Source organism: Burkholderia sp. MR1-5-21 (genome assembly GCF_053427715.1).
Map to the genome: position 1 here is coordinate 50,551 of NZ_JBSAXD010000026.1, position 15,365 is coordinate 65,915.

General features: G+C 61.1%; 13 protein-coding genes and 1 pseudogene. 4 read left to right on the forward strand and 10 right to left on the reverse strand.

Annotated elements, in window-relative coordinates; translation table 11 throughout:
- Window positions 1-36: 36 nt before the first annotated feature.
- Complete coding sequence (locus ACV229_RS29390; protein ID WP_448086589.1) at window positions 37-978, reverse strand: transcriptional regulator GcvA; 942 nt, start codon at window positions 976-978, stop codon at window positions 37-39.
- A 655-nt stretch (window positions 979-1,633) separates the two neighbouring features.
- On the opposite strand from ACV229_RS29390, the gene yghU reads away from it, so the two are divergent.
- The 4 genes from yghU to ACV229_RS29410 all read left to right on the forward strand — a co-directional run bounded on the left by yghU (window position 1,634) and on the right by ACV229_RS29410 (window position 4,907).
- Window positions 1,634-2,494 carry a glutathione-dependent disulfide-bond oxidoreductase gene (gene yghU / locus ACV229_RS29395; protein ID WP_448086645.1) on the forward strand — a complete coding sequence of 287 codons (861 nt, stop codon included), beginning with the start codon at window positions 1,634-1,636 and terminating at the stop codon, window positions 2,492-2,494.
- Between the two features lie 51 nt (window positions 2,495-2,545).
- A complete protein-coding gene (locus ACV229_RS29400) occupies window positions 2,546-2,875 on the forward strand; it encodes a DUF1330 domain-containing protein (RefSeq protein ID WP_448086590.1) in 330 nt (109 codons plus the stop codon).
- A gap of 160 nt (window positions 2,876-3,035) precedes the next feature.
- Window positions 3,036-3,686, forward strand: coding sequence for a TetR/AcrR family transcriptional regulator (locus tag ACV229_RS29405; RefSeq protein ID WP_448086591.1), 651 nt, complete (start codon window positions 3,036-3,038; stop codon window positions 3,684-3,686).
- A gap of 357 nt (window positions 3,687-4,043) precedes the next feature.
- Window positions 4,044-4,907: a helix-turn-helix domain-containing protein gene (locus ACV229_RS29410; protein WP_448086592.1), complete on the forward strand. Its 864-nt coding sequence runs from the start codon at window positions 4,044-4,046 to the stop codon at window positions 4,905-4,907.
- An 86-nt stretch (window positions 4,908-4,993) separates the two neighbouring features.
- Here the strand turns inward: ACV229_RS29410 and ACV229_RS29415 are convergent, their stop codons facing one another.
- The 9 genes and pseudogenes from ACV229_RS29415 to ACV229_RS29455 all read right to left on the reverse strand — a co-directional run bounded on the left by ACV229_RS29415 (window position 4,994) and on the right by ACV229_RS29455 (window position 15,116).
- Window positions 4,994-6,136, reverse strand: coding sequence for an NADH:flavin oxidoreductase/NADH oxidase (locus ACV229_RS29415; protein ID WP_448086593.1), 1,143 nt, complete (start codon window positions 6,134-6,136; stop codon window positions 4,994-4,996).
- Window positions 6,137-6,270: 134 nt separating this feature from the next.
- Window positions 6,271-6,744, reverse strand: coding sequence for an Lrp/AsnC family transcriptional regulator (locus ACV229_RS29420; protein WP_448086594.1), 474 nt, complete (start codon window positions 6,742-6,744; stop codon window positions 6,271-6,273).
- A gap of 448 nt (window positions 6,745-7,192) precedes the next feature.
- Entirely contained in the window at window positions 7,193-8,167 is a 975-nt protein-coding gene (locus ACV229_RS29425) for a quinone oxidoreductase family protein (protein WP_448086595.1), read from the reverse strand.
- A gap of 50 nt (window positions 8,168-8,217) precedes the next feature.
- Window positions 8,218-9,603 carry a thiamine pyrophosphate-binding protein gene (locus ACV229_RS29430; protein ID WP_448086646.1) on the reverse strand — a complete coding sequence of 462 codons (1,386 nt, stop codon included), beginning with the start codon at window positions 9,601-9,603 and terminating at the stop codon, window positions 8,218-8,220.
- A 15-nt stretch (window positions 9,604-9,618) separates the two neighbouring features.
- Window positions 9,619-9,891: pseudogene (locus tag ACV229_RS29435) on the reverse strand (thiamine pyrophosphate-binding protein); the annotation flags it as partial.
- Between the two features lie 15 nt (window positions 9,892-9,906).
- Window positions 9,907-10,491 carry an SRPBCC family protein gene (locus ACV229_RS29440; protein ID WP_448086596.1) on the reverse strand — a complete coding sequence of 195 codons (585 nt, stop codon included), beginning with the start codon at window positions 10,489-10,491 and terminating at the stop codon, window positions 9,907-9,909.
- 333 nt (window positions 10,492-10,824) lie between these two features.
- The gene (locus ACV229_RS29445; RefSeq protein ID WP_448086597.1) at window positions 10,825-12,012 is read right to left on the reverse strand and encodes an aminotransferase-like domain-containing protein; all 1,188 of its coding nucleotides are present in this window, start codon (window positions 12,010-12,012) and stop codon (window positions 10,825-10,827) included.
- A gap of 208 nt (window positions 12,013-12,220) precedes the next feature.
- Window positions 12,221-13,369: a branched-chain amino acid ABC transporter substrate-binding protein gene (locus ACV229_RS29450; RefSeq protein WP_448086647.1), complete on the reverse strand. Its 1,149-nt coding sequence runs from the start codon at window positions 13,367-13,369 to the stop codon at window positions 12,221-12,223.
- Between the two features lie 637 nt (window positions 13,370-14,006).
- On the reverse strand, window positions 14,007-15,116 hold the full coding sequence (locus ACV229_RS29455; protein ID WP_448086598.1) for a branched-chain amino acid aminotransferase: 1,110 nt from the start codon (window positions 15,114-15,116) through the stop codon (window positions 14,007-14,009).
- Between the last annotated feature and the right edge of the window lie 249 nt (window positions 15,117-15,365).

Below are 15,365 nucleotides of genomic sequence, written 5' to 3' on the forward strand. Positions count from 1 at the left end.
CCTCGTCGCGCCGGCCGCTTCTGCGGCGTGTGAACGTCATCTGTCGATGCGCGCCGTCGTGACAGCGCACGGGCTTTTCTCGTACAGTGCCCGGAATTGCGCCGTCTCTTCGCGCAGCCACTCGCGTAGCGCCTGCACTCTCGGCAGATCCAGCATCGGCGGCGGACACACGAACCAGTACGCCCAAGGGCTCGGCCCGTCGATGTCGAACAAGCGGACGAGCCGCCCGTCGACCACCTCCTGCATCGCGAGCGATCGCCTGACGAGTCCGACGCCCTGCCCGTCCATCACGGACTGCATCAGCATCGACGAATCCTGGAACAGCACGCCGCGCCGCGGCTCGGCCCAGCCTTTCAGGCCAGCGGCCCTAAACCACGACGTCCACATTTCGTAATCGTTGCGCAACAGCGTCACATTGGCCAGATCGGCCGGCGTCCGGGGCAGATTTCCGCCGTTGAAGGTCGGCGAACACGCCGGGAAGAACACCTCATCGAGGAGAAGCTCGACGAACAGGCCGGGGTAGTCGCCGTCACCGAACCGCAACACGACATCGACGTCGTCACGGTTGAAGTTCGTGATCGTGTTGGTCGAAAGCAATTCGATGTCGATTTCGGGGTGCCGCTCGATGAAGCGACCAATGCGCGGCGTCATCCATCGCGAAGCGAACGACGGCAGCAGGCTGATCACCAGCCGTCGCTCGCGGTCGCCGGCGCGCATCGACTCGGTCGCAGCGGCGATGTCGAACAGCGCAGCGCGGATCTGTCCTGCATAACGTCGCCCGTTATCGGTCAGCGTGATGCGCTTGCCGTCGCGCCGGAACAGCGCGATGCCCAGATCGGACTCGAGCGCACGAATCTGATGGCTGACTGCGCTATGGGTGACGTACAGCTCGTCCGCTGCCCGGGAAAAGCTCTCCAGCCGGGCAGCAGCTTCGAATGCTTTCAGCGCGCCCAGATTGGGCAGTTTTCGCAGATCCATCGTTGGGGTCCTGATTCGCGCTACCTGTCGCCGTGCGGTAGCACCGATGAACAAATTCTATTCACAAGACGGCAAATAATCATCGCTTTGTGCAACCAGCGGCCGCCGCTACGCTTCAGGTGTACGGAGCGTTGTACGGAGGAATTTCGATGGTCGTTCCGGGTTCGGCACAGCAGAGCAATCGCATCGCCGGCCGATGGTTGCCGGTATGAATCGTTGACGATGAAGGCGCTGCGACTCTGGGCGACATCATGCTGAGCAGAGCGCCGCTTGGCAACCGGAATGTGTGTGGCGACGGGAGGCATGCGATGGCCCGTCCTGCACAAATTGGAATGTTCGTTTCGCCATTTCTCAATACGCTGCATTTTCATTTCGTTAGCAGCGTTTGAATCCCTGCAATCGACATGAATCGACATGCCGCTTCGACTAACATCGTCGTTCGCATGCGCCATCTGCGCGCGGAAGACGATGAGCAACGGTCCGGGGCCGTGAAAAGCGAGCGCTTGCACGGCAGCCGAGGCAACGACCCTCCATGCGATACGTGGGTGGAGCGTTGAACCTCGAGGGTCTCGTCGAACCGGTACGTCACCATTCACGGGATTCAGCGCAATGGCCATTGCAATTGCATTCATCGAGCGAGCGGGGAGATCTTGAAATGACTGTTTCGTCCGAATACAGGCCCCCTGAAGTCTGGACCTGGCGCAAGACGAGCGGCACCAACCGGCCGACTGCGGGGTCAACGCACGAACAGGCGTTGCCGGTCGGTCGACATCCGCTCCAGCTCTATTCGCTCGCGACGCCGAACGGACAGAAGGTCGCAATCCTGCTGGAGGAACTGCTTGCGCGTGGGCATTCCGGCGCCGAATACGACGCGTGGCCGATCAGGATCGGCGCGGGCGAGCAGTTCGGCAGCGGCTTCGTGGATATCAACCCGAACGCCAAGATACCTGCGCTTGTCGATCGATCCGGACCGGAGCCGATTCGCATCTTCGAATCGGGCGCCATTCTGTTTTACCTGGCCGAAAAATTCGATGATTTCCTGCCACGCGAAGCCGCGCGCCGCACCGAATGCCTGTCCTGGCTTTTCTGGCAGATGGGAAGCGCGCCTTACATCGGCGGTGGCTTCGGTCACTTCTATGCCTATGCGCCGACGGCGATCGAATATGCGATCGATCGATTCGCGATGGAGACGAAGCGCCTGCTGGACGTGATCGATCGTCGACTCGCGGATCACGAATACTTGTCCGGCGACACGTACACGATCGCCGATATTGCCGCGTTCCCCTGGTTTGGAGGGCTCGCGAAGGGCTGGCTCTATGACAGTGCGGAATTCCTGGGCGTTCGCGAGTACACGCACGTGCAGCGTTGGGCAGACGTCATTCTCGAGCGCCCGGCCGTGAAGCGCGGCCGGATGGTCAACCGGTTGAGCGGCGATCCGGCCATGCAGTTGCACGAGCGTCATGACGCCAGCGATTTCGAAACGAGGACTCGCGACAAGCTGCCCGCCGTGAGCTGATTTCGCAGTCCTGCTCAATTTGAAACACCTTGTACCTTTGGAGAGATGGAGATGGCAAAAGGCTATTGGATCGGGCAAACCGACATCACCGATCCGGACACGTTCGCCGAGTACTCGAAGCTGAACCAGATCGCGTATCGGAAGTACGGTGGCCGGTACCTGATCAGAGGTGGCCAGGCGGACGTGGTGGAAGGCAAGTACCGGTCCCGCCTGGTCGTGATCGAGTTCAAGGATTACGAAACAGCGCTGGCGTGCTACCGATCCCCGGAATACACACGTGCGGCGGAATTTCGCAAAGCGGCCGCGCTTGCGGACGTCGTGGTGGTCGAAGGTTACATCGGCCTCCAGCCCGAGGAGGCGGTCAGCGCCGAAAGCCGCTAGAGGCCGATTCGGGCGCGTGCCTGCAACAGGGCCGCGCCTGGTCTCACAATAAGTCACCGGCAGTCGGATGACCAACAAGCCATAAATGGCTGCCACGGAACAATCCGCGTCTTGTGTCGCTTCTCGTACACCACAGCCCTAAACGGACCCGGCAACATCAATGATCTACCGTCACCCTCCTTCCTCGAGATCGGCCTATCCGAAAGCGCGGTTCGTGAAGGGAGGGGCGACGGCATGCTCCCGCAGCACGCGGCATGTCCTTCTTGCCGAGGCCGGCAGACTGATTCGCGCGCGCGGATTCTCATCCTTTACGTTGGCGGGTCTCGCCACGTTCGCGTCGTCCACGGAAGCGGCAGTGACCGAGTGCTTCGGAACGGAAGAGGCACTCTGCGTCGAGCTGATCAGAACGCATGCCGAGTATGTCGATAGGGAACTTCGCGAAATATCCTTCGAGTATCGCGACGCCGAAAGTTGCCTGATCGCCTATGCGTGCCTGGGTTCCGAAGGATTCGAGCAAGGCCTGCCCTCGCTTTCGAGCGTGTTGGCTGCAGTTCGATCGCATGTTTCGCACAGGATTGGCAGCGAGATCGAGAAGCTGTTTCGCCTTAAGCTGAACTGGATCCGGCAGACCCTGCAAGCGCATCATGCGGCTCACGAGAGCGCGGCGCTCATTTCAACGGACCATGCCGCCTATCTGCTTTTCAGTGCACTGGAGGGAGATGCAGTCATCGAATGTGCACTGAATGCATGCGAACCGTCAGCCACCAGCTTCCTGCAGGTGCTCACGTTGCTCGGCATCAGCCGGAGATAGGATCCGGAAATCGCGGGCTCAAGCTCCCTGTCGGTCAGCGTCACTTTTTCAGCACCGTCCAAGTCTGGCATTCAAGTTGCTTGATTGGGAGCGACGGTTCCCGAACATGGTCGGGTCATTCGCGTGGCAGATGCCTGAAATTTGCGAACATCGAACGACTATCCGGTGTCAGTAGCCGACGACGACGCAATTCGCCGACGTTGAGTGCGCGAACGCCGACTGTCTTCGCGAAAGACACCGTGACCATTCGAGCCGCGAAAATTGTCCACGACATGCACACCTTGTGTGCGTGATCGCGCAAATTGCCTGTCGTGGCGCTTTTATGAATTGCGAGTTGGACTTGAGGGCAGGCTGACAATGAAACCGTCTATTTCTCGCGTAAGCGAGGTTCTCTCGGGAAACGGCGCGCACCTCTTGCGTGAAGCTACGGTCGGCTGCGGTGTCGCACTCGCGGAGTGGCACAACCGCGACAGCTGGACCCGCTATGACCATCCGGCGCATCATACACTCAGCGTCTATCTGGAAGGCGGCAATGATGTCGTTCGCGCAGACAGGCGGCTCACGGGCGGTGCCCCGGACAAGCTATGCGTGCTGCCCGCCGGCCATGTGAGCGAATGGCAGATAGGCGGTGCGATCCGGATGTTCCACCTCTATATCGATCCGGATGCGCTTGCATACCAGGCGCAGACGGCATTCAATTTCGGTCAATGCCAGATCGACCTGATGGATCTCACTTTTGTCGATGATCCGGCGATTGCGATGATCGTGCGCGGCGGCGTACTCCCGCTCGATTGGACGGACGGATACGATCGCATGGCGCTCGATTCCGCCTGTCATTTGCTGATTCATCACTTGCTCCGGCGCCACAATGCCCGTGCGGCCAATACCTCGGTCAAGGGTGGTCTTGCGCCGTCCGTCCAGAGAAAACTCACCGAGTTTATCGAGACGAACCTGGGCGGGACGCTGAACCTGGATGATCTGGCACGCCAGGCCGGCCTGAGTACGTTTCATTTTGCCAAGATGTTTCGAATTGGTGTCGGTCTGCCGCCCCACCGCTATGTCGCGAAGCGGCGTGTCGAGCGCGCCAAGCACCTTCTGCGGGAAACCGCGATGGCGCTGGTGGAAATTGCGCTCGCCTGCGGGTATGCGTCGCAAAGTCACTTTACGAAGGCCTTCAAGGCCGAGACCGGGATGACACCTGGCGCATGGCGGCGCGTTTAGGTTCGAGATCCCGTTGACGATGTGCAGGGCGGACCACCATGTGGATCCGGCCAGTCCACCCTGCTGCGACGTTGCCGCGCGCGTCCTCAGTTCAGGAAAGCATGATGGTGCGGCGCCCGGAAGGCATCACGATGCAGGCGCGGGACGCATCGCAAATACTGGGGGACGGCGGTCGTCTGGCCACCCAGCGCCGCTGCCGCATGCCACGGCCAGCGCGGATCATAGATCACGGTGCGGGCGAGGCCGATCAGGTCAGCGTCGCCAGTCGCAACGATCGCATCCGCGTGGGTCGGTTCCGTGATGAGGCCGACTGCGGCGACGGGAACGCTCACCGCGGCTTTGACGGCGCGCGCGTGAGGCACCTGATAGCCGGGTGCGACCGGTATGTCCTGAGCCGAATGCAGGCCGCCGGTCGACACATCGATGGCATCTGCTCCGCGGGCTTCGAGCATCTGCGAGAACGCAACTGCCTCGTCGAGCGTGAAACCGCCTTCGATCCAGTCGGTTGCCGAGATCCGGACCGTGACGGCACGATCGGAAGGAAATGCATCGCGTACCGCATCGAGGACTTCCAGCGGAAAGCGCGCGCGGTTTTCCAGTGAGCCGCCATATTCGTCGATGCGCCGGTTTGAAAGCGGTGACAGAAACGTGTGCAGAAGATAGCCGTGTGCGGCGTGGATCTGGATGGCATCGATGCCGAGCCGGGCCGCGCGCCTGGCAGCAGCGGCGAATGCGTCGCGTATCCGCTTGAGTCCTTCCTTGTCCAGCTCGGTTGGCGGCAGAGAGGCCGAATCGGACGGAATGGCCGAGGGCCCTTCGGTTTGCCAGCCGTTTTCATGATCCGGCGACAGCTGACTGCGTCCCAGCCATGGAATGTCTGTCGATGCCTTGCGGCCCGCGTGCGCAAGCTGGATGGCGATCGGGATATCCGACCAGCGACGCACGCTGTCGAGGACCGTGGCGATGGACGCTTCAGTCGCGTCGTCATAGAGGCCGACGTCGGCGTAGCTGATCCGTCCTTCCGGCACCACGGCAGTCGCTTCGATTGTCAGCAGCGCAGCGCCTGACAGCGCGAGTTGCCCGAGATGGATGAGATGCCAGTCGCTCATGCATCCATTGACGGCAGAGTATTGGCACATCGGAGCAATGACGATGCGATTGGCGAGATCGAGATTGCGCACTCGCAACGGCGTGAAGAGAGCGGGTTGAGACAAGGGAAAGTCCTCCATTCAAGCAATGGAATGCCCACACCGGAAGACATCCGGGGACACCGGAATCATTCGCCCGTGGGTGGGAGTTTGAAGAGTGTTGTCCGGGCAAGGCCGTTTCGCCGCAGTCCGGGCATGCAAGTCGTCACGTGCAGTCAAAGCGGCGGCGAGACCGGCGCCTTCACCTCGCTGATCACGAACGACGTACATACTTCCTTGATGCTCGGACAGCCATTGATGTGTTCGCGAACGAAATCGCCGAAGCGCGACGGTGTCTTGGCCATGACGACGAGGTGATAGTCGAATTGTCCCGAGATGTTGTGGCAGCTCAGAACCTCCGGTAACGGCCGGATAGCGGCCTCGAACGCTCTCATATGTTCGGCCGACTTCGGCGCAAGCGCGACCTGGACAAGGGCTGTCACCTCGAAGCCGAGCCTGATGAAATCGACACGCGCGTGATAGCCGGTGATCACGCCTGCCGACTCGAGTCGCTTGACGCGACGCCAGCATGGAGACGTACTGAGATTGACCTTCTCGGACAGCTCCGCACTCGAGAGCCGGGCATCGCGTTGCAAGGCGGCAAGAATTTGATGATCCAGCCGGTCAAGAACAGGGTTTGAACGATCCATTTCGCCACTCCACCACTATCAACTGAACTTTTTCGAAACAGGGCTGTTTCGACGTGCAATTTAGGAAACCATACCATTGCGACTCGGATAAGCTAACGGTGACAGCCTCTGGTGCGGAACCGCCTCCGGATGTGCTCAGATCGGAGGAGCGAATGCATGCTCACGCCTGAAAAAGCCTGGATGTGGAACCCACTTCGGCCGGCCAGGCGCGCCCGGTCATGCAACACGATTGCCCCAGAAAGCATGACAGCAAGCGCCGCTTTACAACACGGTCGAATCCGCTTCAGGCATCCAGAATGCTGGTACAGGCGAGCACCGGCGACGCCACGAACCAGCGAGGCTCGTCCGCACAGCTCGGAAAGCCGTATCGACGCGCGATCTTTCGCCCTACTCGGGTTGAGGTCCTTTGTAACTGCCCGGTGCCGGACGGACACCGGGCGACCCGAGCCTACGGTATGAGAACGAGACTGCCTGCCGTACGTCGGCTCTCCAGCTCGCGGTGTGCATCGGCGGCTTCGCGCAACGCGAATTGCTTGATCGACGGCCCCGTCACGCTGCCGTCCTTCAACGTCGCGAAGAACTCGTCGGCCATCGCCACGCGCTTTTCCCGCGTCGACGCGTAATGCGGCAACATCGGACGCGTGACGAACAGCGAACCGCGTTTCGCCAGTTCCAGCAAGCTGAAGTTGTCGACGGGCCCCGACGCGTTCCCATAGCTGACGAACATGCCCAGCGGCTTCAGGCAATCAAGCGAGCCCATCGCGGTCGTCTTGCCCACACCGTCGTACACCACATCGCACAATTCACCCTTCGTGATGGCCTTGACGCGTTCGGCGAAGTTCTCGCGCGAGTAGACGATGACTTCGCGGCATCCGCTTTCGCGGGCGATCCTTGCCTTCTCGTCGGATCCGACGGTGCCGATCACGGTTGCCCCCAGGCTGGCGGCCCATTGGCAAAGCAATGTGCCGACGCCCCCGGCTGCCGCGTGGACCAGCATCACGGTGCCCGGTCCCACCCGATAGGTTTGCCGGATGAGCATCTGCACCGTGAGTCCCTTCATCGTGAACGCCGCCGCGACTTCATCGCTGATCCACGCCGGCACCTTGAATGCGAGATCCGCTTCGATGAGCCGTTCGGACGCGTATCCGCCGCCCCCCATCGTCGAATAGGTGACCCGGTCGCCCACCTGGAAACCGGTGACATCCGAACCGATCGCCGCGACTTCCCCAACGCCCTCCTGACCCGGGATGTACGGAAGGTCGACCGGATAGAGCCCGGAGCGAACGTAGGTGTCGATGAAATTCACCCCGCAGCGGGTCTGGCGCACCCGCAATTCATCGGGAGCCGGCGCACCGACCTCGCTCTGCTCGTATGAAAGGACTTCGGGACCGCCATGGGCATGAAAGCGGACAACTTGGGCCATGCAACTTCCTCCGATTGGATATGGGCTCGGACGTCGGTCCGTCACCGATGTCAGACCTCGCCGAAATAGACGCGCCGATAAGAGATCGACGGGACCGTCCTTGAAATGTGGAGGTCGAGCAGGCTTGCGGTGCTGCCGCGCTCATGCTCGGCAAAGCATTGCGACAGCTTGCCGGGTTGGTCGATGATCGCGCCGCGCAGACCGAACGCCTGGGAAACCGCGGCGAGGTTCGGCCGGCCAAATGTTGCTTCCTCCGGCGTGATGCCCTTCGGTACGAGCTTGTGGATCTCTGCGCCGTAGGCGCCGTCGTTGAAGGTCAGGATCAGGAGTTTGATCCCGTGCCGCGCGATGGTTTCGAGCTCCTGGATCTGCATCAGCAGACTGCCCTCGCCTTCGATCAGGCAAACTTTGCCGTTACCACGGGCGGCGGCCACGGCGACGGCCGAAGGAAGCGCCTGTCCGATCGCGCCGAACTCGGTGAGGAAGTGGTAGCGGTCCGCAGGACGGCCCTTGAGCATCGGGCCTGCGATGGTGAAGAAGTGCGCACACCCCATCACGATATCCCAGTCCTTCGGAATGACCCGATCGAGCTCGTTGACCGCCTCGCGCGGATCGAGCGTATTCGGCTCCAGGTCGAACGGCTTGTCGTCCTGCACATCCCGCGCGAGGCGCTCGGCGATTTCGGGACGCCGATAGCCGGTTCGCGCCGGAGTCAGCTGGCGAAGCTCGTTCGTGATCGCCTGGGCGCCCGCTTTCGCGTCCGCGGCGATATGCAGATCCGCAGTCCGGCTGCCTTGCCAAAGACCGCGCGGACGCGTATCGATCTGCACGACCTTTGCATTCGGAAAGAGATAGCCTGCCTCGGTCGTATAGCTGCCGAGACCCGCGCCGGCCGACAGAATCACGTCCGCTTCCGCGAAGAGTTCATGTGCGTACGGACTTGCGAAGGACCCCGACACATCGAGATTGAACGGGTTGTCATGGAACGCGCCTTTCGCACGCAGCGAGGTCGCGACGAGCGCACCCGCATGTTGCGCCAGCGCCGACAGTTCCGGGATCGCCCCCGAACGCAGCGCCCCATAGCCTGCGACCACGATCGGGCGTTCGGCTTGCGCCAGGATTCCTGCGGCCTCGCCGACCAGTTCCGGATCGGGCTGGATGCGTTGCAACCGCGGCATCAGATCCGCCGACGGGACATATTCGACGCCCCATGCGGCCGGCAACATCTGCAGGTCCAGCGGGACACCCAGCACAACCGGCGTGCGCTCATAACGCGCGATGTAAAACGCTTCTCGCACGTCGTTCAGCATGCGGTCGGGATGACGCAACGGGATATAGCGCGCACCCGTTTTTTCGACGACGGGTCCGAGATCGAAGGCTTGGTTGTGGAACAGGTCGGTGATCGGCGTATCGCCCGCGAAAAGGATCAGCGGCACGTTGCCGCGCGCCGCGACCGTCAGCGACGTGACGGTCGGCGTGAAGCCGGGTCCGCATGTCACCGACGCGACGCCGACTTTCCCCGTTGCGCGGCTGTACGCGTCCGCCATCGCGACGGCGCAATTCTCGTGGCGCGCGTGGATTGCCCGCACCCCGCAATCGCGCGTCAGCGACGTCGCCCAGTACATGTTGCCGTCGCCCATCAAATGGAAGGCGGTGTCGACGCCCTCAGCGGCGAAGGCCTTGGCGAGCAGCGTGTAGTTGAGTTCTTCGGATTGTGAAAGCATGACGTTGTCCTTGCTCTACGTTCGACGGAAAAGATTCTTCAACCAGCCACGCAACGCTGCGCGCAGCAGGCGAAAAGCACTGATCTGTGCGGTTACCGGTGCAGTTCCTTGCGGCGTTACAGGAGCGTCGGGGATCGGGCTGCCTGCCGGCACGCGCTCGCGTTCCAGGCGCCGGGTCAGATTGGCGACGAATTCCTCGAGCAGCGCTCTTGCGACAAACACGCCACCCGTGCGTGCGAACTGCGCCAGAGGTCCTGTCACGTTGAATCCGCCATCGATGACCACGGTGGTCACGTCCGCTCCGGACGCGACGATATGCGCGGAAGCCATCGCACGCGTCGATCCTTTCTGATCGACGCCTCCCGCTTCGATATCGCAGGACCTGGCAGCATGGTCATACGTCAATCGGGACTGCCCGCGGAAATTCGCGATCGTCGGTCCGAACTTGACCGAAATCGTTCCGTCGTAGACGCCGTTGCCTTTATCGGAAGTCAGCGTCATGCCCGGAACGCAGCCGACGACCTGCGCCGGGTCGGCAAGAATGGGCCAGACATCGGCAACCGGCGCGGCAATCTCGATGGATTCGGATAGTTTGATCATCGCGTGTTCAACCCTTCAAAAGCGTGTCTGTCGAATCGACGGTCAACGCTGTCCGGCCGGAATCGAATGCCGTCGCCCCGGCCGGTGCGTGTGCCTGCGCCCGCGACGCAGGGTTGCCCGTTCCGACCGGACCTTTCCCGGACAAGCCGATTCGATTGCGCGAACAGGCGCTGTCGTTGCGAAAGTCCGGCGTCGACCGGGGCGACGGTGTGAACCACTGTATCGTTACGCTGCGATGGCCGTCTTGCTTGTGCTTGCTGGCGGATTGCACATTCTTGGGAAAAAGTTTGCCTATGCGATGCCGCTCGCGAGCGGGTGTTGCGTCGGCCAGCCTCAGCGCAGATGCAAATGGAGTTGCTTGCCCATTCTTGCGATCCCGTCGATGATGGCGGACTCGGCGGATGCCGAGTAGCTCAGCCTTGCGTGGTGAACCGGCACGCTGCTCCCGCCCGCGAAGAAATGCATGCCCGGAACGTATGCCACTTTCGATGTCGGCAACAGGACGTTCTTCAGGAACGCATCCGCATCGAATCCCTTCGGGAAGGTCAGCCAGGTAAACATGCCCCCTTCCGGATTCGTGTGGGTCACGCAATCCGGAAACGATGCGTTGATCACGTCGAGCATCAACTGCTTCTTCTTTCGGTAGCTGTCGACCAGCCGGGCCACGTGCCTGTCGTGATCGAACGACTCGAGATAGGCGTTCGCCACTTTCATGTTGACGGTGCTGCATTGGGTATCGGCGGCTTGCTTCAGTTGCGCGAGATTGCGGATGAGGTCCTGGTTGCCGACCGCCCATCCAAGTCTCATTCCGGGCACGAGGCTTTTCGAGAAGCTGCCGACGAAGATCACACGTCCGTTCGTGTCGAAATGCTTGATCGGGGGCACGGGTTGTCCGGAGAAGCGGATGTCCCGATAAGGCGAATCTTCGATAATGTAGAAATCGTGCTTCTCCGCGAGTTCGGCCAGCCGCTTGCGACGTTCCAGACCAAGCGTGACCCCGGCCGGGTTCTGGAAGTCCGGTATCACATACATGAACTTCACGCCGGCGGTGCTTCGCAGAATCTCTTCCAGCGCATCCGTATCGATTCCGTCGTCGTCCATCGGAATCCCGACGTAGCTCGGCGCATACGCATTGAACGCGATCAGCGCGCCAAGGAAGGTTGGCGCCTCGACGAGGATGGTGTCGCCTTCGTCGATGAACAACTTGCCGATGAGATCAAGCGCCTGCTGAGCGCCGTGGAGAATCAGCACGTCATCCTCGTCGCAGGGCACGCCGTCTCGACGCATCTTGGCGACAACCTTCTGCCGAAGCGACAAGTCGCCCTGTGAATGCGTATATTGAAAAGCCAGGTCGTCACGCTCGATGACTGCACTGTATGCGTCGCGCAGATTGGCGACCGGAAACAACGAGGCGTCCGGGTATCCGCCGCAGAACGAGATGACCTCGGGATCGTGTTCGAGCAGATGCAATTCACGTATTGCGGATGGCTTGACCAAGCGCATTCTTTTCGAATAGCTCACTACAAACTCCGTCATGTTGATGTTCGAGCCAAAGTGACTTCGGGCAACCCGGATCGCGACCCCGTTTCCGCGCCATTCGACGCAGCTGTACGAATGGCGTAGTGAAGGATCCCGGAGCGACGCTGCAGTAGCGCGTCCGCGTGGCGTCCGGCGATCCCGCACGGATGCACACGGGCCGCAATTCCGGTGCGGCCCGGCCGGCTGACTTCTACAGCTTCATCACGTCCAGAAGCGTCTTCTGGCCGCCCCGGTACTCGTAGATCGAAATGCCCTTCTCCTTCAGGTCACCTTTTTCGTCGAACGAGATCGGCCCGATGACACCGTTGTATTTCGTCGATGACATCGCATCGAGGATCTTCGCCGGATCCGTCGAATTTGCCCGTTTCATTGCGTCGATCACCACGTTGACCGCGTCATACGCGAAAGGCGCATACCCTTCGATCTTCTGGTTGAACGCGGTCATGTACTTTTTCTTGAATTCGTCGCCGCCCGGCATTTTCTCGAGCGGGAGCCCGGCTTCGGAGCAGGTCAGCCGCGAAGCGGCGTCGCCGGCCAACGCGGCGAATCGCTCGGTGCACATTCCGTCGCCGGAAAGGATCCTGGCCCGCAAGCCGAGCTGAGCGGCCTGCTTCACGAGTTGCGGTCCTGCACCATCGGCCCCGCCGTACATGATCAGATCCGGATTCTCGTTCTTGATCTTGGTCAGAATCCCCTTGAAGTCGACGGTCTTGTCGGTGCTGGCATCGCGCGACACCACCTTGATCCCGAGGGCTTTCGCGCTCTTGGCGAATTCGTCAGCCAACCCTTGGCCGTAGGCCGTCGCGTCGTCGACAATCGCGACCGTCTTCGCATTCATCTGCTTCGACGCGTAGGTGGCCAGTGCAGGCCCTTGCTCCGCGTCGGTCGCCATCACCCGAAACGCCGTCCTGAAGCCCTGCTGCGTGTAGAGGGGATTCGTCGAGGACGGAGAGACTTGCGGGATGCCGGCATCCCGGTAGATACGGGATGCGGGAATCGTCGCACCGGACTGCACGTGTCCGATCACGGCGACGACTTTGTCGTCGACAAGCTTCTGCGCAACCTCGGTCGCGATGCGCGGATCGCCGGCATCGTCCTCGACCTCCAGTTGCAGGTCGATCTTCTTGCCGTCGATGGTCAAGCCCTTGGCGTTCGCTTCATCCACGGCGAGTTTCGCGCCATTCCTGACGTCCCTGCCGATGTGAGCGACGACACCCGTCAGAGGGCCGGCAAGTCCCAGCTTGACTACCTGTGTTGTTGCCGCTGTGGCCAGCGACGAGACATTCAAGGCAATGACCGACAGTACCAACGCCGTGTTGCGTGTTGCGGAGCTCTTCATATCGACATCCCAGATGTTGAGTTGACCATCCCTGCCCACGCCCAGGTCTCCGGAATCGCCGTCGCATCCGCGACGTTGTCGTGGTCCGTCCGATTGAGTTACTCAGGATGGTGAAGCAATATAGCCAGCCAATTAGGGCATTTGCTGTCGACTTGACGGGCTCCGGGCAACGCAATCCAAACGTCCATTTCCGCTATTCAGGAAACGCGAAATGATCGTTTCGTCGCAGGTTGCATACTCGTGTTCACCCGAGGTCGAGCTACGTCCATGCGTGTGTCGTGCGAGAGTCGGCGATGTTCCGGAACGTCGGCGAACACGGCGTTTTTCAATCAGGTGTCAGACACCATCCTCCGTGGAAGTGAACGACACGTGTCGCGGGATCGATGTGGCTGGATTGTCAGTCGGCGTGCGTCGCGCGATGTGTGAATGCGCATTCACGCAAAAGACGACGCGTGTGGTGAGAGAATGCGGGAGGTACAGCGAGAAGCAGGAAGCGGCAGCGGAACGGGAGCAATGACCCGACGGCGCGCTTGCGTGCCGGACGGGGTCGTTACCCCGTTCGACACCACCGCCGGTCATCGACGAGACCGATAATCCTTGCAGTGCTGAGTATTTTCGGCGGACAGATTGCTGCAGGTCAGCTTGCCTTCACCAACGGATAGAGCCATCCATGCGTGTCAGGTTGCAATCCGTGCTGAATCGACAGCAGCTTGCTCCGAAGCGACATCGCCACCGGGCCGGCTTGCCCGTCACCGATGACAAACTCGCCGTCGACGGATTTCACGCGGCCGATCGGAACGACGATGGCGGCTGTTCCACATGCGAATGCCTCCGTCATCGCGCCGGACCTGGAAGCGGCCTCCCACTCGCCGATTTCGATTCGCCGCTCTTCCACTTCGTACCCGCTGTCCTTCGCCAAGGTCAAGATCGAATCCCGTGTCACGCCCTTCAGGATCGTGCCAGACGCCTGCGGTGTCACCAGTTTGACCTTGCCGCCTTCGCGGAATACGAAAAACACGTTCATGCCGCCCATTTCCTCGATCGCGGTTCGGCCGTGGGCATCGAGCCAGATCACCTGTTCGCACCCATTCTCGATTGCCTGCTGTTGCGCGGCCAGTGCGGCAGCGTAATTGCCCGCGCATTTCGCTTCGCCTGTTCCGCCCGGCGCCGCACGGATATATTCGCGCGACACCCAGACATCGACCGGCTGTACGCCGTTTTTGAAGTACGCGCCGGACGGCGACGCGAGGACCGCAAACGTGTAGGTTGCCGACGGCTTCGTCAACAGAACGGGATCGCGAGAAAACATGACCGGGCGCAAGTACAGACTCTCGCCGAGGTCGTTCGGCACCCAGTCCTGCTCGGTTTCGACCAGCGCCTGGAGCGACTTCAGGAACATCGCTTCGGAGATCGGCGGCATTGCCAGTCGCCGTGCGCTCGCGGCAAAGCGCTCCGCGTTGACGCGTGGGCGAAACGTTGCGATCGAACCGTCGGGTTGCCGATATGCCTTCATGCCTTCGAAGATCGACTGACCATAGTGGATCACATGGCTTGCGGGATGCATGCTGATGTCGTCGAATCCGGTGACGGCAAAGTCATGCCAGCCGTTCGACCTGTCATACTCGGCGATCAGCATGTGGTCAGTGAATGCCTCGCCGAACTTCGGCCGAGACTCGAGCAGTCGCGTGCGATCTTCAGGCGACAAGCATTTCTCCGATTTGCGGATTTCCACTTCGAATCGTTCCATTTGTCTTCCTCGTCAAAAGTCTCTACCGTGCCGAACATCGGTTCGTTTCGCTTGCCCCGTCTCCGCATGTCTGCATCGCATTGATCGGCAGCGTCATTGCGATCGGAAGATGCTGGTCGAACGAACGGCCGAGTCCCGATGCTCGCGTTTCACTGCGACACCGACTCCTTGTGTCAGCCACCCCGTAGTCGATGAGTCTTTTTTCGAGCGGGTGCTGGGAGTAGTGCTCGTTGCTAGGATAGGCGAATG